The 18,287-nt window shown below is 65.5% G+C and carries 13 protein-coding genes and 1 pseudogene; 8 read left to right on the forward strand and 6 right to left on the reverse strand.

Annotation, left to right across the window (positions count from 1 at the left end):
• Positions 1-8: 8 nt before the first annotated feature.
• Positions 9-482: a hotdog fold thioesterase gene (locus ASG77_RS00490; protein WP_200950596.1), complete on the reverse strand. Its 474-nt coding sequence runs from the start codon at positions 480-482 to the stop codon at positions 9-11.
• On the opposite strand from ASG77_RS00490, the gene polA reads away from it, so the two are divergent.
• From polA to rpsA, 4 genes are all read left to right on the forward strand, one after another.
• Positions 481-3,318 carry a DNA polymerase I gene (gene polA, locus ASG77_RS00495; protein WP_442854225.1) on the forward strand — a complete coding sequence of 946 codons (2,838 nt, stop codon included), beginning with the start codon at positions 481-483 and terminating at the stop codon, positions 3,316-3,318. The two genes, ASG77_RS00490 and polA, sit on opposite strands and share 2 nt — an antisense overlap.
• A gap of 184 nt (positions 3,319-3,502) precedes the next feature.
• On the forward strand, positions 3,503-4,792 hold the full coding sequence (locus ASG77_RS00500) for a GNAT family N-acetyltransferase (protein ID WP_056341469.1): 1,290 nt from the start codon (positions 3,503-3,505) through the stop codon (positions 4,790-4,792).
• A gap of 28 nt (positions 4,793-4,820) precedes the next feature.
• Positions 4,821-5,756: a polysaccharide deacetylase family protein gene (locus ASG77_RS00505; RefSeq protein WP_056339705.1), complete on the forward strand. Its 936-nt coding sequence runs from the start codon at positions 4,821-4,823 to the stop codon at positions 5,754-5,756.
• A gap of 181 nt (positions 5,757-5,937) precedes the next feature.
• Entirely contained in the window at positions 5,938-7,416 is a 1,479-nt protein-coding gene (rpsA, locus tag ASG77_RS00510; RefSeq protein ID WP_056339708.1) for a 30S ribosomal protein S1, read from the forward strand.
• Positions 7,417-7,555: 139 nt separating this feature from the next.
• On the opposite strand, the gene ASG77_RS00515 is transcribed toward rpsA, so the two are convergent.
• Both ASG77_RS00515 and ASG77_RS00520 read right to left on the reverse strand, forming a co-directional pair.
• Positions 7,556-8,080, reverse strand: coding sequence for a GNAT family N-acetyltransferase (locus ASG77_RS00515; protein WP_056339711.1), 525 nt, complete (start codon positions 8,078-8,080; stop codon positions 7,556-7,558).
• Positions 8,064-8,780 (reverse strand): IMPACT family protein, encoded by a 717-nt coding sequence (locus ASG77_RS00520; RefSeq protein ID WP_056339714.1) that lies wholly within the window; start codon positions 8,778-8,780, stop codon positions 8,064-8,066. The genes ASG77_RS00515 and ASG77_RS00520 overlap by 17 nt, the downstream gene beginning before the upstream one ends.
• Before the next feature lie 22 nt (positions 8,781-8,802).
• Between ASG77_RS00520 and coaE the strand changes: the two genes are divergently transcribed.
• The 4 genes and pseudogenes from coaE to ASG77_RS00540 all read left to right on the forward strand — a co-directional run bounded on the left by coaE (position 8,803) and on the right by ASG77_RS00540 (position 15,011).
• On the forward strand, positions 8,803-10,053 hold the full coding sequence (gene coaE / locus ASG77_RS00525) for a dephospho-CoA kinase (protein WP_056339717.1): 1,251 nt from the start codon (positions 8,803-8,805) through the stop codon (positions 10,051-10,053).
• Positions 10,054-10,097: 44 nt separating this feature from the next.
• Positions 10,098-12,197 carry an excinuclease ABC subunit UvrB gene (gene uvrB, locus ASG77_RS00530; RefSeq protein ID WP_056339720.1) on the forward strand — a complete coding sequence of 700 codons (2,100 nt, stop codon included), beginning with the start codon at positions 10,098-10,100 and terminating at the stop codon, positions 12,195-12,197.
• 228 nt (positions 12,198-12,425) lie between these two features.
• The gene (locus tag ASG77_RS00535) at positions 12,426-13,454 is read left to right on the forward strand and encodes a TerC family protein (RefSeq protein ID WP_056339723.1); all 1,029 of its coding nucleotides are present in this window, start codon (positions 12,426-12,428) and stop codon (positions 13,452-13,454) included.
• 121 nt (positions 13,455-13,575) lie between these two features.
• Positions 13,576-15,011, forward strand: a pseudogene (locus ASG77_RS00540) (MFS transporter).
• On the opposite strand, the gene ASG77_RS00545 reads toward ASG77_RS00540, so the two are convergent.
• From ASG77_RS00545 to ASG77_RS00555, 3 genes are all read right to left on the reverse strand, one after another.
• The gene (locus ASG77_RS00545) at positions 14,997-16,286 is read right to left on the reverse strand and encodes an alpha/beta fold hydrolase (protein WP_082575767.1); all 1,290 of its coding nucleotides are present in this window, start codon (positions 16,284-16,286) and stop codon (positions 14,997-14,999) included. The pseudogene ASG77_RS00540 and the gene ASG77_RS00545 overlap by 15 nt on opposite strands.
• 79 nt (positions 16,287-16,365) lie before the next feature.
• On the reverse strand, positions 16,366-16,866 hold the full coding sequence (locus tag ASG77_RS00550) for a GNAT family N-acetyltransferase (RefSeq protein WP_056339731.1): 501 nt from the start codon (positions 16,864-16,866) through the stop codon (positions 16,366-16,368).
• A gap of 45 nt (positions 16,867-16,911) precedes the next feature.
• Positions 16,912-18,282, reverse strand: a complete 1,371-nt coding sequence (locus tag ASG77_RS00555; protein WP_056339737.1) for a CoA transferase — start codon at positions 18,280-18,282, stop codon at positions 16,912-16,914.
• Between the last annotated feature and the right edge of the window lie 5 nt (positions 18,283-18,287).

Below are 18,287 nucleotides of genomic sequence, written 5' to 3' on the forward strand. Positions count from 1 at the left end.
TGAGGCGCTTAGGCCTCCGCGGGCTCGTTGTCCCGCAGCATGTTGGTGAGGCGTGCGGTGGAGAGGCGGCGGCCTTTTTCGTCGGTCATGACGATTTCATGCGTTGTCAGTGTCCGGCCCAGGTGGATCGCGGTGCAGGTACCTGTCACGGTGCCCGCGGCGATTGCACGGTGGTGTGTGGCGCTCACTTCGATGCCCAGGGCGTGCCTGCCTGCGCCTGCGTGCATCCCGGCGGCGAAGGACCCCAGGGTTTCGGCCAGCACCACATGGGCGCCGCCGTGCAGGATGCCCGCCACCTGGGTGTTCCCTTCCACCGGCATGGTGGCCACCGTCCGTTCCGGGCTCATCTCCAGGAAGTGGATGCCCATCTTCACCACCAGGGCACCGATGCCCATGTTGCCGAGCCAGCCGTGGAGGTCCGCCGGGACGCCGGCTGTGAGTAATTCCTCAGTGAAGGGCCCGGGCGTGAAATTGTCCATCATGGGAACTAGGCTGGCACCTGTGAGTGAAACTACCAAACCGGCCCCCTTCCCGTCCGAGACCGCAGTGCTTGACGCTGAAGCTGCCCTGCAGGACATCAACGTCCTGCCGGCCGGAGGCCAGGTATCCGCCACGGAAGCCCCCGTGGTTCCCCTCACCGGCCAGCCGCGGCTTCTGGTGCTGGACGGCCACTCGATGGCGTTCCGCGCGTTCTTCGCCTTGCCGGCGGACAAGTTCTCCACCGCCAACGGACAGCACACGAACGCCATCCACGGTTTCACGTCCATGCTCATCAACCTGATCAAGGAACAGAAGCCCACCCACATTTGTGTCGCCTTCGACGTCTCGGATGAGACCACGCACCGCAAAGCGGAGTACAGCGAGTACAAGGGCGGACGCAACGAAACTCCGCGCGAGATGAGCGGCCAGATCGACCTCATCGACAAGGTCATGGGCGCCTGGGGCATCAAGACCATCAAGCTGCCCGGCTATGAGGCCGATGACATCCTGGCCACCCTCGCCGCCATGGGGGAAAAGGCCGGTTTTGAGGTGCTGCTCGTCTCGGGCGACCGTGACGCCTTCCAGCTGATCACGGACAACGTTTTTGTGCTGTACCCGAGGAAGGGCGTCAGCGACATTCCCCGGATGGACGCGGCAGCCATCCAGGAAAAGTATTTTGTGACGCCCGCGCAGTATTCGGACCTTGCCGCGTTGGTGGGGGAGACGGCGGACAACCTCCCGGGCGTACCCGGCGTCGGCCCCAAGACGGCGGCAAAGTGGATCAACCTGTACGGCGGTCTCGAGGGGGTCCTGGAGCATCTGGATGCAATCGGTGGAAAAGTAGGGGAATCCCTGCGCGCCAACGTCGAGGACGTCAAGCGCAACCGTCGGCTGAACAGGCTCCATACTGACCTCGAACTCCCGCTTACGCTGGACGATCTCGCCGAGCCGCGCCCGGACGAGGCGGCCCTGGAGACGCTGTTCGACGAGCTGGAATTCAAGACCATCCGTACACGGCTCTTTGCCTTGTACAGCAGCGAGGACGTGGAGTCTGCGGAACGCGAAAGCATCGCCACGCCGGACTTCGTGACTTCCGCCGACGCAGCCGGGCTGGGTGCCTTCCTGGCGGCCGGCACCGGCAAGACGTCGGCAGTCGCCGTCGACCTTGTGCCCGGGCGGATCGGTGAAGACGCCGCCGCACTGGCCATTGTCCGTGACGATGCCGCCGTCTATATCGACCTCGCCACCCAGGACGCCGCAGCCGAAAACGTCCTGGCGCACTGGCTGCGCGATGAAAGCTCGTCAAAGGTAATGCACGGCTACAAGGCTGCGCTGAAGGCCTTGTCCAGCCGTGGCCTGGCACTGGAAGGCGTGGTGGATGACACCTCAATTTCCGGATACCTCATCCAGCCGGACCGCCGCACCTATGAACTCGCGGAGTTGGCCCAGCACCACCTCAACGTCAGTGTTCCGTCCGAGGCCTCCAAAGCGGGCCAGCTGGAGCTGGCGTTCGACGGCGACGACGCCGCCGCTGCCGGCGCGCTGGTCCAGGTGGCGGCCGTGGTCCAGGCCCTGAGCCGGCACTTCGCATCAGAACTCACCGAACGCAAGGCGGGGGACCTGCTGACCACCCTGGAACTGCCCGTCAGCCGCGTGCTGGCCGACATGGAAACCGCGGGCATAGCCATCGACCTGCCGCGCATGGACGAGCAGATCGCCGATCTGGCCAAGGTGATCGACAACGCGCAGGAACTTGCCTTCGCCGCGATCGGCCACGAGGTTAATCTCGGATCGCCCAAGCAGCTGCAGACCGTGCTCTTTGACGAACTCCAGTTGCCGAAAACCAAGAAGATCAAGTCCGGCTACACCACCGATGCCGCGTCGCTGAAGAACCTGCTGGAAAAGACCGGGCACGAATTCCTGGTCCAGCTGATGGCGCACCGGGAGTCCTCCAAGCTGCGCCAGATGCTGGAGTCGCTCAAGAAATCCGTGACCGAAGACGGCCGGATCCACACCACCTACGCGCAGAACGTGGCAGCGACGGGCCGGATCTCCTCCAACAATCCCAACCTGCAGAACATCCCCATCCGCAGTGAGGAAGGCCGTCGCGTCCGCGGCATCTTTGTGGTCAGCGACGGCTACGAGTGCCTGCTGTCCGCGGACTACTCACAGATCGAAATGCGGATCATGGCGCACCTTTCGGGCGACGCAGGCCTGATCCAGGCCTACCAGGACGGCGAAGACCTCCACCGGTTTGTGGGCTCGAACATCTTCCACGTGCCCACCGAAGAAGTCACGAGTGCCATGCGCTCCAAGGTCAAGGCGATGTCGTACGGCCTCGCCTATGGCCTGACCTCGTTTGGCCTGTCCAAGCAGCTGGAAATTTCCGTGGACGAGGCCCGCACGCTGATGAAGGATTACTTTGACCGGTTCGGCGCGGTCCGCGACTACCTCCGCGGAGTGGTGGACCAGGCCCGGGTGGACGGCTATACGGCCACCATCGAGGGGCGCCGCCGCTACCTGCCGGACCTCACCAGCACGGACCGGCAGCTGCGCGAAAACGCGGAGCGCATCGCCCTGAACTCACCCATCCAGGGATCGGCCGCAGACATCATCAAACGCGCCATGCTGGGCGTGCACGCTGAACTGGCGGCCCAGGGCCTGAAGTCGCGCATGCTCCTGCAGGTCCACGACGAACTGGTCCTTGAAGTCGCCGCCGGCGAACGTGTTGCGGTGGAGAAGCTCGTCACCGAGCAGATGGGCTCCGCCGCGGACCTCAGCGTCCCGCTGGATGTCCAGATCGGTGTGGGCCCCAGCTGGTACGACGCCGGCCACTAGGCTGGTGGGAACGGGCTGCTGGGAACGAATGGGCGGGGCGCGATGGGCAAGTACGACGTCAAGAAACAGTTCAAGGATCCTCCGCCAACCCGTGCGGCGGCTCTGAGCCATTTCCCGCCGGTGCGTGCGTGTTGCTGCTCGCCAGGCCCCGGATTCATTGGTTAGGCTCGGCGGTGTGGCTGAACTGAGTGATGACTATGAAATCCGGCGCTTCCCAGCGGCATCCCAGGGCGAAGCGGGTTATCCCGACGCCGAATCATGGGTAAAGGCGGTGGCCTTTGGCTTCCACGAATCAACGCGGACACCGGAGCATGTTGCCAAATCCTTGGAGACCTACGCAGCTGACCGGCGGATCTTCACCGGCGCCTACCAGACGCGGGAAGTTGCGCCTGGGTCGCTCCCTGCGGACGTACCGGTGGCAACCTTCGGCACCCTGCGCAAAACACTCAACATCGGCTTCGGCCGGCTGCTGGAGACGCAACTGGTCACAGCCGTGACGGTCCGGACTTCGCATCGGCGGCGCGGCCTGCTGCGCCGGATGATGTCCGAGGACCTGGCCATGGCGAAGGACGATGGCTTGGCAATGGCCGCCCTGACAGCGTCCGAGGGCTCCATCTATGGGCGCTTTGGCTACGGTGTGGCCAGCTTCGAACGGACCGTGAAAGTGGACACCACCGCCCGGTTCCGGCTCAACCACCACGCCGTCGGTACCGTGGACATCGCGGACCCGCGCGTGCTGCTGGACCTGGCGCCGGTCGTCTTCGACCGCGTGCACCGCCTGACGCCGGGATCGATTGGTCGCCAGGACTGGTACCGCCAGCTGGCTTCAGGGTCCTTGGGCCGCGAGGGCAAAGAAGATCCTGCCGTCAAGGTGGCACTGCACTACGGCCCTGACGGTGCCGTGGACGGCTACGTCTCCTACAAATTCCTCGGCTGGGACACCGAGCCCTACACCATGCAGGTGGTGGACCTCGTGGCGGCCACGAACGAGGCGTACCTGGAGCTCTGGCAGTTCCTGGCCGCCATCGACCTGGTGGAACGCATCACGTGGGACGAAGCACCGCTGGATGACCCGCTCACGTGGGCACTGGCCGATCCCCGATGCATCGACTCCTCAGACAGCCGGGACATGCTCTGGCTCCGCATCCTGGACGTGGCCCAGGCGCTGGAAGCGAGGCATTACCCGCTGGACGGAAGGCTGGTGCTCGAGGTGCAGGACCCGCTTGGACTCACCGCGGGAACGTTTGCCGTGGACGTCAGCGGCGGCGAGGCCGTCGTCGTACGCCTGGACGTGCCAACCGAGCCTGACCTGACGCTGGATGTCTCCGCTCTGTCATCAATTTATCTGGGTGCGGCCTGTCCGGTTACGCTGACGGCAGCTGGGCGGATCCGCGAACTCAAGCAGGGCGCGTCGCTCCAGGCACGGGGGATGTTCGCGGTTGAGCGGGCCACCCACTGCCTGACCCACTTTTAGGTGCCCCTGCCTCTTTCAAGGACAATCCATGGGGGATTCTGGTGTGCCCGGGCCGACGGGCCGCCGGGCCATTTTGCTCGGCCTTGCGTCCGGCGTTCTCGCGGCTGTGGCATCGTGTTCGTCGGGGGACACGATCGGGCTCGAGTCCGCGGCCCTTTCAGATGAACGCAGGGACCTCGCGGCATTTGCCCCGCCCGTGGCAGAAGCGTCAGCAGCACCGTCGCAGGTTCCGTCCGCCTCACCCGCTGCGGTCCTGCCGCCGTCGAAAGCCCAGCTTGTGACGGAATTCGACGGCCGCCAGCCGGCCGAGTGGGGCCTGGCGGTGACTGGCGTGGTCACGAGGTCGCACGCCAGCCAGACGGTGCTCACGCTGGATGCCTGCGGCGGCCCCGGCGGATCCGGCGTCGATAAGGATCTGCTCGCCACGCTCCGGCGGCTAAACATCCCGGCCACCCTTTTTGTGAATGCCCGGTGGATCCAGGCAAACCGGCAGGTCGCTGCCGAACTGGGGCAGGACCCGCTCTTTGAACTGGCCAACCATGGTTGGCAGCACCGGCCGCTGTCCGTCATCGGCAGATCCGCTTACGGCATCCCCGGCACCACAAGCGTGGCTGACGCATATGACGAACTGACAGGCTGCGAGGACCTGCTGCGGGAAGTGGCAGGAGGACAGCCACGGTTCTTCCGCCCCGGCACGGCATATCTCGACGAGGTGGCCGCCGCGATGTCCAGGCGTCTGGGCATGTTGCCGGTCAACTTCAGCATCAACGCCGACGCCGGCGCCACGCTGGCGCCATCAGCGGTTGCCTCTGCCTTGGCCACAGCACGTCCTGGCGACATCGTCATAGCGCATTTCAATAAGCCCGGCGGCGGCACAGCCGCCGGCTTCCGGCAGGCGCTGCCACAACTTCAAGGCGGCGGAACCACGTTCGCCCGACTGGGCGATGTGTTGCCTGCGCTTTGACCCTCGTTGGCCGCTGCGACTAGAATAAGTGGGCGCGTACTACGTGCGCGTTTCTAGAATCCACAAATCAGGAAGACCCGGAAGATCCCTGCGATCGCCCGAAGACCTGCGCCTGCGTTCCATAACGCGGGCGCGGCGGTTTGCCTGACCGACTAACTATCCACAACGGAGCCCCTACTACATGACCATCACCTCCACCGAGAAGCCCGGTACCCCCGTAGTCGCCATTAACGACATCGGTACCGCTGAGGACTTCCTCGCAGCAGTCGACGCCACCATCAAGTACTTCAACGACGGAGACCTCGTCGAAGGTACCGTCGTCAAGGTCGACCGCGATGAAGTTCTGCTCGACATCGGTTACAAGACCGAAGGTGTCATCCCCTCCCGCGAGCTGTCCATCAAGCACGACGTTGATCCCGGAGACGTTGTCTCCGTTGGCGATCTCGTCGAAGCCCTGGTGCTCACCAAGGAAGACAAAGAAGGCCGCCTGATCCTCTCCAAGAAGCGGGCTCAGTACGAGCGCGCCTGGGGCGACATCGAGAAGGTCAAGGAAGAAGACGGTGTTGTCACCGGTACCGTCATCGAGGTTGTCAAGGGTGGTCTTATCCTCGACATCGGTCTGCGCGGCTTCCTGCCCGCATCCCTCGTCGAGATGCGCCGTGTGCGCGACCTCGCTCCGTACATCGGTCAGAAGATCGAAGCCAAAATCATCGAGCTGGACAAGAACCGCAACAACGTTGTGCTGTCCCGCCGTGCCTGGCTCGAGCAGACCCAGTCCGAGGTTCGCTCCACGTTCCTCAACAAGCTGGAAAAGGGCCAGGTCCGTCCCGGCGTCGTTTCCTCCATCGTCAACTTCGGTGCATTCGTGGACCTGGGCGGCGTAGACGGCCTCGTTCACGTTTCCGAGCTCTCCTGGAAGCACATCGACCACCCGTCCGAGGTTGTCGAAGTTGGCCAGGAAGTCACTGTCGAGGTTCTCGAAGTCGACCTGGACCGCGAGCGCGTTTCCCTGTCGCTCAAGGCTACGCAGGAAGATCCGTGGCAGACCTTCGCCCGCACCCACGCCCTCGGGCAGGTTGTTCCGGGTAAGGTCACCAAGCTCGTTCCGTTCGGTGCGTTCGTACGCGTCGAAGACGGCATCGAAGGCCTCGTGCACATCTCCGAACTGGCAGTCCGCCACGTGGAGCTGGCTGAGCAGGTTGTCTCCGTTGGTGACGAGCTGTTCGTCAAGGTCATCGACATCGACCTTGAGCGCCGCCGCATCTCCCTCTCCCTCAAGCAGGCTAACGAGGGCGTTGACGCCGAGTCCACCGAATTCGATCCGGCTCTCTACGGCATGTCCGCTGAGTACGACGAAGAGGGCAACTACAAGTACCCGGAGGGCTTCGACCCGGAGTCCAACGAGTGGCTTGAAGGCTACGAGAACCAGCGCGCCGTCTGGGAGCAGCAGTACGCTGACGCCCAGACGCGCTGGGAAGCACACAAGAAGCAGGTTGCCCAGCACGCTGCCGACGACGCTGCAGCTGCAACGTCCGGTGACAGCGATTCCGGCACCACCAGCTACTCCTCGGAGCCGGCTGCTGAGTCCAACGCCGGTGCAGGCACGCTTGCATCCGACGAGGCTCTCGCCGCTCTGCGTGAGAAGCTGACCGGCAACTAATTGCCACCGGCCCGGGGCTTCCCGGGCCAACACAGCGGGCCCCTGCGAAAGCAGGGGCCCGCTGTGCTTAATGCGCCATCCGTGGTTGGCCGGCCAGCTGACCAGCACTTAATGCTCCCAGACGAGGGTTTCGGTGCGTCTACTGCGAGTTAGTTGAGAGTACGACGACGGCACTCACCGCGCCGCCGTCGTCGTGCGTCAGGACCGCGCCAGCGGCGGTGAGGAGCCGCTGCGCGCCGATGTTGGCTGCCGTGGTGTTGGCCACCACCTGGTGCAGTCCGGCCCGGCGGGCTTCCGCCAGTACCAGCCGCAACGCGGCGCCGCCGACACCGTGGCCGCGGTAGCTCCGGCCCAGCCAGATGCCCGTCTCAGCTGTTTCGTGTTGCGCCGTTTCCTCGTCCGTCAGCTTGAGCCTGATCGCGCCGGCCGGGCTGCCGTCGCAGAGCACTGCCCAGCTCCTTTCCGCGGCCGGCCCCTCCAGCCCCGCGGCTGCAGACCGGTGGTAGGCGCGGAACCAGTCGACGCGCTCCGCATTCCAGCCCGTCCCGTTGCCCAGCGGCGGCGTGACGTCATCCGCGGACGCGTCCAGCCGCGCCAGCTCCAGCAGCCGCTCCAGCATGGGGTCGTCGACGTCTGCCAGACGGACTTCAGGGCAGCGGGACATCGAGCCACTCCGTTCCGGCCGGCGTGAGCACGGTTCTCCCGGCGGTGAGTGACAACACGCGATCGGTGGCGGCAGAAACTGCCGCGGCATCGTCAGGCACGGCCAGGCGAAGGACCGTGTCCTGCGCTCCGTAGGTGGTTTCCGCCATCACAAACCCGGCCGCGCGAAGATCGTTCTCCAGCCGTCCCGCGGCGGAGTGCGGCACCGACGCCGAACAGATCCGCAGCCGGCTGCGGCGAACCAGTGGGGCCTGTTGCAGGGCCGCGGAAACCGACTCGGAATATGCACGCACCAGCCCACCCGCCCCCAGCAGGATGCCGCCGAAGTAGCGGACGACGACGGCGCTGACGTCGCTGAGGTCCGTCACGCCCGGCGCTGTTTCCCTCTTGATGATGGCCTCCAGCATGGGGATGCCGGCCGTGCCGGAGGGCTCGCCGTCGTCATTGGAGCGTTGGATGTCCCGATCCGGTCCCAGGACGAACGCCGAGCAGTGGTGGCGGGCATCGTGGAACTCGCGGCGCAGTGCGGCCACCAGATCCCGCGCGGTGTCCTCATTGTCCGCGCGGCGCAGCACCGTGATGAACCTGGAGCGTTTGATCTCGATCTCGTGCCGGAACTCCGGCCCCAACGCGAGCGTGGTGTAGGCGGTGGCCCTGCTGTCTGCGGCGTCAGTGCTCTGTGTATCCGCTGTTTGTGCCACGTCTTCAGTTTAGGGTGGTGGGATGCTGAAGATCGGTTTGACGGGCGGCATCGCCTCAGGGAAGTCAGTGGTCGCCGCACGCCTGGCGGAGCTCGGTGCGGTGCTGGTGGACGCGGATTCGCTGGCTCGGGACGTCGTTGAACCGGGAACGCCGGGGCTGGCCAGCGTGGTGGAAGCCTTTGGAGCGGAAATGCTCGACGGCGGCGGCCGGCTGGATCGGGCCAGGCTGGGTGCCGTGGTGTTCGGCAATCCCTCGCAGCTGGCCGTGCTGAACGGCATTGTGCACCCGCTGGTCCGGGCCGCCGCGGCCAGGATCATCGCCACAGCTCCGGCCGGCGCCATTGTGGTCCAGGACATCCCACTGCTCGTCGAGACGGGCCAGGGGAGCGGCTTCCATCTTGTCCTTGTGGTGGACGCGTCCGATGACGTCAGGATCGCCCGGATGCTCGAACACCGCGGCATGACGGCCGAGGACGCCCGGTCACGCATGGCTGCCCAGGCCTCGCGTGAGGCGCGGCTGGCCGCTGCCGACGTCGTGCTGGACAACTCCGGATCACTGGCGGAGGTGACGGCGCAGGTGGACAGGCTCTGGGCCGAACGACTGGTGCCGTTCGCGCGCAATCTCAGGCGCGGCGCCAGGGCGGTCAGGGCAGGCATGGCAGTCTTGTCGGTGCCGCAGCAGGATTGGGCGGTCCAGGCTGCACGGCTTGGCGCCCGAATCACGGCCGCAGCACCGGACGACATCCTGGCTGTTGACCATATCGGCTCCACAGCCGTGCCTGGCCTGGCAGCCAAGGACGTCATCGACCTCCAGGTCACGGTGTCCGATCTCAACGCCGCGGACCGGATCGCACCGCTGCTGGCCGCTGCTGGCTTCCCGGCCGTGCCGGGGGTTGGCTTCGACACTCCGAAACCGACGGATCCGGACCCGGCGCAGTGGCAAAAACGCTTCCACGCCAACGCGGACCCCGGCCGCCCCGCCAACGTGCACGTACGGGCGGCCGGATCGTCCGGCTGGCGCTACGCGCTGCTCTTCCGCGACTGGCTCAGGAACGACCCGGAAGCCGCCGCCTTGTATGAAGACCATAAACGCGCGTTGACCGAACAGTTTGCCGGCAGTAGAGGTACCCATGCCTATGCGGAGGCGAAGGAGCCGTGGTTCACGGACGTCGCCTGGCCGCGTATGGACGGTTGGGCTGCGCGCACGGGGTGGGTGCCGCCGTCGTACGCGTCCCGATCCTGTCCGCCCGTTTCGGGTGATGTTCGCCGGTAACTGATCCGGCTTTCACTGTCGGTCCCCGGTTGTAGATTAGAGGCATGAGCCTTGCCCAGGAGATCAACCGCGTCGTCGCTCCGTTTGAAGTCATCAGCGAGTTCCAGCCGGCCGGCGACCAGCCTGCCGCCATCACCGAACTCACGGAGCGGATCAGGAACGGCGAAAAGGACGTTGTCCTGCTGGGCGCCACCGGTACCGGCAAGAGCGCCACCACGGCCTGGCTCATCGAACAGGTCCAGCGGCCCACGTTGGTCATGGTGCAGAACAAGACCCTGGCCGCCCAACTCGCCAACGAATTCCGTGAACTCCTGCCCAACAACGCGGTGGAGTACTTCGTTTCGTACTACGATTACTACCAACCTGAGGCCTACGTAGCGCAGACGGACACCTTCATTGAGAAGGACTCGTCCATCAACGAGGAAGTGGAACGGCTCCGCCACTCCGCCACCAATGCGCTGCTGACCCGCCGGGACGTTATTGTGGTGGCCACAGTGTCCTGCATCTACGGCCTGGGCACGCCGGAAGAGTACATTGCCGGCATGGTCACGCTCCGCAAAGGGGCGCAGATGAACCGCGACGACCTGCTCCGGAAATTCGTCTCCATGCAGTACGCGCGCAACGACATGGACTTCCACCGCGGCACGTTCCGGGTCCGCGGCGACACCGTGGAAATCATCCCGATGTACGAGGAACTCGCCATCCGCATCGAATTCTTCGGAGACGAGATTGAGAACATCCACACTCTCCATCCGCTGACTGGCGAACTGATCCGGGACGAAGAGGAAATGTACGTCTTCCCGGCCTCGCACTATGTGGCCGGGCCCGAGCGGATGGCCCGGGCCATCAAGCGGATCGAGGACGAACTCGCCGAACGCCTGGCCGTCCTGGAAGGCCAGAACAAGCTGGTGGAAGCCCAGCGGCTCCGGATGCGCACCACCTACGACCTCGAAATGATGCAGCAGATGGGCTTCTGCAACGGCATCGAAAACTACTCGTCGCACATCGACGGCCGTGCCCGCGGGACCGCTCCGCACTGCCTCATCGACTACTTCCCGGACGACTTCCTGCTGGTGATCGACGAATCCCATGTCACCGTGCCGCAGATCGGCGCCATGTACGAGGGCGACATGTCCCGCAAGCGGAACCTCGTGGACTTCGGCTTCCGCCTGCCGTCGGCCATGGACAACCGACCGCTGAAATGGGACGAATTCCTCCAACGCGTCGGCCAGACGGTCTACCTGTCGGCCACTCCCGGCAAGTACGAACTCGGCAAGGCTGACGGTTTTGTGCAGCAGATCATCCGGCCCACCGGACTGATCGACCCTGAGGTGGTGGTCAAGCCCACCAAGGGCCAGATCGATGACCTCCTCGGCGAGATCAAGACCCGCACGGCAAAGAACGAACGCGTCCTGGTCACCACCCTGACCAAGCGGATGGCGGAGGACCTCACCGACTACCTGCTGGGCCACGGCATCAAGGTCGAATACCTGCACTCGGATGTGGACACCCTCCGACGCGTTGAACTGCTCCGGGAACTCCGGATGGGTGTCTTCGACGTCCTGGTGGGCATCAACCTGCTTCGCGAAGGCCTGGACCTGCCCGAGGTCTCCCTCGTGAGCATCCTGGACGCGGACAAGGAAGGCTTCCTGCGCTCGGCGACTTCGCTGATCCAGACCATCGGCCGTGCTGCCCGCAACGTGTCCGGCGAGGTCCACATGTACGCGGACCGCATCACCGACTCCATGGCGAAGGCTATCGACGAGACCAACCGGCGCCGCGCCATCCAGGTTGCCTACAACACGGAACGGGGCATCGATCCGCAGCCGCTGCGGAAGAAGATTGCCGACATTACCGACCAGCTGGCCAAGGAAGACGCAGACACCCAGGAGCTGCTCAACAACAACCGGCTGGCCAAGGGCGCCAAACGTGGCAAGTCCGCGGCAAAGGGCGCAGCACAGCTCCGCAAGGACGGCCTCGCCGCGGCACCGGCCGAAGACCTCGTGGGCCTCATCGAACAACTGACCGAACAGATGCACGGCGCTGCCGCCGAACTCCAGTTCGAGGTGGCCGCGCGGATCCGGGACGAGGTCAGTGACCTTAAGAAGGAGCTCCGCCAGATGCAGGCGGCCGGCCACGCCTAGTCCACTCCCGGGCGCCGAAGGGACGTGGCAGTCGGGGCATGTTTCCGCATGTCGGGACGCCTACTGTACAGTTAACGTCACGTAGGGGAGTATCCCGAGCGCTACGATCGTCAACACGCCAGGCAAAGTTGCCTGGCCGGGCGTAGCGGGCCGCCATTTCAGCACCAAGTGCACAGGCTGGCCGGAGAGACTTACACCATTTCTCTGTACCCTGCGAAAGGCTAACCTGTGCCCGAATTACCAGTGTGGTTCGAGGTCGGCTCACTTGTCGTCCTTGGCCTGATCCTTCTCATTGACCTTCTGCTGGTCGTCCGACGCCCCCACGAGCCTTCCATGAAGGAAGCCGGCCTGTGGGTTGCGTTCTACGTCTCCCTGGCCCTGCTGTTCGCCGGGGCCATGTTCTTCTTTACCGGCGCCGAATTCGGCGGCCAGTTTGTGGCCGGCTGGGTCACTGAATACAGCCTCAGCATCGACAACCTGTTTGTCTTCATCATCATCATGGCCCGCTTCTCCGTGCCCCGTAAGTACCAGCAGGAAGTCCTGATGGTGGGCATCATCATCGCCCTGATCCTGCGCGGCATCTTCATCCTCCTCGGCGCCATCGTGATCGAGCAGTTCAGCTGGGTGTTCTACATCTTCGGCGCGTTCCTGCTCTGGACTGCCTGGAAGCAGGCCCAGGACGAGGGTGAGGACGAAGAGGACAAGGAAAACCCGCTCATCGCCCGGATCCGCAAGGTTATCCCCATGGCGGAGAAGTTCGACGGCGGCAAGCTGCGCACCACGGTGGACGGCAAGAAGGTTTTCACCCCCATGCTGATTGTGTTCATCACCATCGGCCTGACCGATCTCCTCTTCGCAGTGGACTCGATTCCCGCGATCTTCGGCCTGACGCAGAGCCCGTTCATCGTCTTCACCGCCAACCTGTTCGCCCTGATGGGCCTGCGCCAGCTGTACTTCCTGCTGGGCGGCCTGATGAACCGCCTGGTCTACCTGAAGCACGCGCTGTCCTTCATCCTGGCGTTCATCGGTGTGAAGCTGGTGCTCCACGCCATGCACGTGAACGAACTGCCGTTCATCAACGGCGGCAACCACATCGAGTGGGCCCCGGAGATTCCGACATTCGTCTCCCTGGCCGTCATTGTGGGCACCATCATCGTTGCCGTGATTGCCAGCCTCATGAGCTCCAAGGCAAAGACGGCCCACCTGGACCCCCGCCTCGAGGAAGACGCCAAGAAGAGCCTCAGCGAAGCCGAGTAGGCTGTTTCCGCGTTTCCTTGACGCACACTGCATTTCCACTGATCCCGGCCGCACTGCGGCCGGGATCAGTGGCTTAATCTGCCCCCTGTAGGACCTGGCCGCCCAGGACTATGCTCGGACCATGGCCCGCACCCTGATCACGGAAAGAGGAGTGCGCCAGGTGCAACGGCGCACCGTGGTGCTGCTGAGCGCGGCCCAGGTTTTCGGTGGCATCGGCACAGGAGCCACGGTTTCGATTGGTTCCATCCTTGCCGTGGAACTTTCCGGTTCCAGCGTGTGGGCGGGTGCCGTGGCCACGGTTATGACATTGGGGGCCGCGCTGACAGCACTGCCCCTTGCTTCGTTGGCGGACCGTCGGGGCCGTCGGGCGGGGCAGGTCACGGGGCTTCCGCCGCCCTGGCCGGCACAGTTCTGATAGTGCTGTCGGTGGTGTCCGGCGTGTTTGTCCTGCTGGTACTGGGGGCGGTGGGCATCGGTGTGGGTACCGCGGCCAGCCTGCAGGCACGCTTCGCCGCCGTCGACCTTGCAGACGCTGAACACCGCGGCAGGGCGCTTTCCGCCGTGGTGTGGGCTGTGACGGTCGGCGCCGTGGCCGGACCCAACCTGATCCAACCCGGCACCGTGGTGGGCCTGGCCCTCGGCCTGCCTCCCGTCGCCGGACCGTTCGTGATCTCCGCAGCCGGACTCCTGCTGGCCATTGTGCTGCTTTTCGCTGGTCTCAGGCCCGACCCGCTCCTGCTCGCGCGGGAAATCGCCGCCCAGGATCTTGCCGCCCGGGATCTTGCCACTCAGGAACCCGCCGCGCTGGATCTCGACCCCCAGCCAGCTGGCGGGGAGATGCAGGGCACGCCACCAGGTACTGCAAATCAGCAAGGCGCCACCGCGCGCAACGCAGTCGGGGGATCGCTCGTCCGCGGGCTGCGGGCCATCCGCCAGTCCAGGGCTTCCTGGCTGGCGCTTGCCGCCGTCGTCGGAGCGCACGCCGTGATGGTGGGCGTGATGTCCATGACCCCGCTGCATTTGCAGGAACTCGTGGCCGGGCCTGGTGCGTCCCATGCCGGCCACGCCGCCTCCGGCGATGTCCTGGTGATCATCGGCTTCACCATCTCCCTGCATATCGCAGGCATGTTCGCGTTGTCGCCGGTTATGGGCTGGCTGACGGACAAGGCAGGCAGGACTGAGACCATCATGATCGGCTTCGCCACGCTGATCGCTGCCGTCGCCGTCGCAGGGTTTGGCCAGACGTCCACCGTCGCGGTTGCCGTGGGACTTGTGCTGCTGGGCATGGGCTGGTCTGCGGCCACCATTTCCGGGTCCACGCTGCTGGCGGAGAGCGTCCCGCAGGAGTCCCGCGTGCTGGTCCAGGGGGTGTCGGACATGCTAATGGGCGCCGCAGGTGCGGTGGGCGGGGCCACTTCCGGACTGATCCTCAGCTGGGCCGGCTACCTGGGGCTCAACATGGCAGGCGGACTGGTGGGGGCTGCTGTCCTGACCGCCGCTGTCGTTGCCCTGGTGGCGCGCCGCCGCAGCCCGGCGGCTGGCTCAGCTGCCGGCTGAGCCGGCAACCGAGCGCACCATACCCAGCAGCCGCCCGAAAATAGCCTCGCCGTCGTCAGCTATGCCGTCATGGTGGAAGTCGGCCGTCTCCCATACCCGGAGTCCGCGCACAGCAGCCGCCGTCTCCAGTGACAGGCAGCGGTCCACGTAAATGTCGTCCTGGTAGACCGCGGCGGCAACCGGCACGCTGTTCGCGGCCAACTGTGTGGGGTCATACAGCGGCCTCCAGTCCGTTTTGGCGGCCAGCAGATGGGCCACCTGCCGCAGCGGCACCAAGGCGGGATCCTGTTCGAAATACCACGGGTACACCATCTCGCCGGTCAGCAGCAGCGCCTCCGCATCCGGGTGGAATGCCGGATTTTCCTGCAGCACACGCCAGGCAGCCCAGTCAGTCGCCTGTCCCTGCCCGTAGATGGACTCGTGCAGCAGGGCGTAGAGCGGGTTCGCCAGGCGGGACACGATGCCCTGGACCTGCTCCAGGAAGGCATCGGAGAGCCTGTTCCCGTGTGGTGTCTCGGTGAAGGCGTCTTCCAGCAGGTAGTGCAGGCCATCCACCCGCGTGTTTCCGCCCAGGAAGGAGCCCACCATCTGGAACCGTTCAACCGTGAGCCGGCCGCCGTCGGGAAGGAACTCCTCGGACTGCCGAAGGTGCGATGCGATCGCGTTCACTGCCCGGCGGTCCTCCGGATACCAGCTGAAGTACTCGGTGTTGCGGGCTGCAACGCGCGCGAACGTGGCGCGGTAGACGTCGTCGGCATGGCCGGCTAGCGGCGCAAGTCCGCCCGTGATGAGAGCCTCCTTCAGACCGTCCGGGGCAAAAGACAGGTACGTCAGCGCGCAGAATCCGCCGTAGCTTTGGCCGTAGATGCTCCAGGGGCCGGAGCCGAGCGCCGCGCGGATGAGCTCCGCGTCGGCCACGATGGAATCCGCACGGAAATGCTCGAGGTACGCAGCCTGTGCCTCGGCTGTTCCGCGCGCGGCCAGCGTGTTCCGGTCAAGGGGGGTCGACAGCCCGGTGCCGCGCTGGTCCAGCATCAGGATCCGGAAGTCCCGGGCAGCCGCCTTGCTCCAGCCGCCCAGCGAAGCCAGCCGGTTGCCGCGGCCGCCCGGCCCGCCCTGGAGGAACACCAGCCAGGGAAGCTCTTCGGCTTCAGCCTGGGTGTGGGCCGACGAGACGTACTCACGGGCGAAGACGGTGATGGTCTCGGCGTCGTCGCCGCTCCCTGGAGCGAAGTGGTCCAAGGGAACGGTGAAGTAGTGCTCGCCGGTGCGCATGCCACGGAATTCGTGCCTGGCCTTCACAAAATGCGGGACAGGGGTCCGCGTTTGCGTCGTTTGAGAGGAAGCGTCCTGCTCAGCCACGGATGGACGCTGCCGTTCTGGTGCCAAAGCTCTCCAGAGCGTCGCCGGTCAGCCGGAACGTCGACCAGCCATCCAGGGGGCGGGCGCCGAGGCTGCGGTAGAAGTTGATGGACGGTTCGTTCCAGTCCAGGACGCTCCACTCAACCCGGGCGTAGCCCCTCTCGACGGCGGTGGCGGCCAGGTGCTGCAGGAGCGCCTTGCCGTGGCCCTCGCCGCGGGCGTGCGGGCTGACGTAGAGGTCTTCCAGATAGATGCCGTGGACGCCTTCCCAGGTGGAGTAATTCAGGAACCAGAGCGCGAAACCCCGGACCTCGCCTGCGCTGTTCTCAGCCAATGTGGCAAACACGCGCGGGTTCTCGCCGAACAGGACCTCAGCCAGCATTTCCGGTGTGTTGCGGACCGCGTCCGGTTCCTTTTCGTAGATGGCCAGTTCGTGGATCATCTGCAGGATGGCGGGGACGTCTTGCCGGGTGGCGGGGCGGATTACACTCATGGTCCGAGTTTACTAGCGGGGCCGTGATCCCTGCTGCCAGGCTCCCTATTGCCAGCGAAGCTGCGATGTTCCGTAGCGGACGGGTCCCTTGCTGTACTCCAGCGGCACGCCGTCCGCCATGATGGGCGGCCCAACATATCGCAGGCGGCCGTAGGAGCTGTCCATTACATGGAGTTCCGGGTCAGGCAGGGAACCGCCGTGACTGGCCACTGCGGGCAGCCGGAACAGTTCTTCAGCCGTGCGGGCCAGGGAAAGCCGGGCAGCGCCGCCACGTCCGCTTCGGAGCCGTTCGGCCAGCAAGGCAACTGCTGCCGCCGCCAGGCCATAACCGGTGGCATGATCCAGGGCCTGCACTGGAAGCGCCCCCGGCTGCCACCCGTCATCAGTCGTGCGGCCATACCGTTCGGCAATGCCGCAAGCGGCCTGTACCAGGCTGTCAAAACCGCGCCGTCCGTTCCAAGGGCCACCGCTGCCCCAGGCGCTGAGGGCGACGATCACGAGGTCGGGCCGGGCAAGCAACAGCGCTTCGGGTGCCAGCCCAAAAGGGTCCAGCCCGCCGTCGCGGTAGCCCGTGACCACCACGTCGGCAGACTCAATGAGCAGCCTGACCGCTTCCATGGCGGCAGGATCCCGGAGGTCCGCCTCGGCGCTGCGCTTGTCAAAGCCCGAGTCAATGAACACATCGCTCAACTCCGGAAGCTGGGGCGGGTCGATGCGCAGAACGTCCGCGCCCAGGGCGCCCAGGAGGCGTGTGGCAGTGGGCCCCGCAATGACGCGCGTCAGGTCCAACACCTTGAGCCCGGCCAAGGGGTGGCGCGGAACTGCCGATGGAACCCACCGGGAGAGCTGCGGACTTTCACTGGCTGACCGTGGCGGACGGGAGATTCTGATCCATGGTCCGGAGCACGCCGTCGCATACATGGGGGTCGCGATCCACTCGTCCCGTGTGCGCACGGCAGCCGCGACGCCGTTGTTTGCCGTGATGGTTTCCTCGGCGGCCACGGACGTCATTCGTAACAGGGCGTGTTCCACGTCCTGTGGTGTGCTCACGGAGAGGGCCGACGTCAGCCGGGCTGCGTGGTGGGGGTAGTTGGCGTGGAGGCGGATCCAGCCGTCCGACGTGCGCCGAAAGCCGGACATCGGAGCGAACCCTTCGGGTTTGACGCCCGCGATCCGCAGGTGTCCCAGCGAATCGAACGCCGCCGCGGTGGCGCCGGATGCCAGGGAGTACCTGCCCGGAACGCCAACAAGCGCGTTCAGCGACGTCGCTGCTGCCTGGACCGCCCCCAAAGCCAGTCCCTCGACGTCCAGCGGGCCCTTCCACCACTGCCGTGGACCGTTGGAAGGTGCCACGGGCTGGGCCTTCAGGGCTTCCACAACCCGAAGGCTGCCGGTCAGGTCGGGGACGGAGTCCATTCGGT

The organism is Arthrobacter sp. Soil762 (genome assembly GCF_001428335.1).
In the GTDB taxonomy this organism is placed as follows: Bacteria; Actinomycetota; Actinomycetes; order Actinomycetales; family Micrococcaceae; genus Arthrobacter.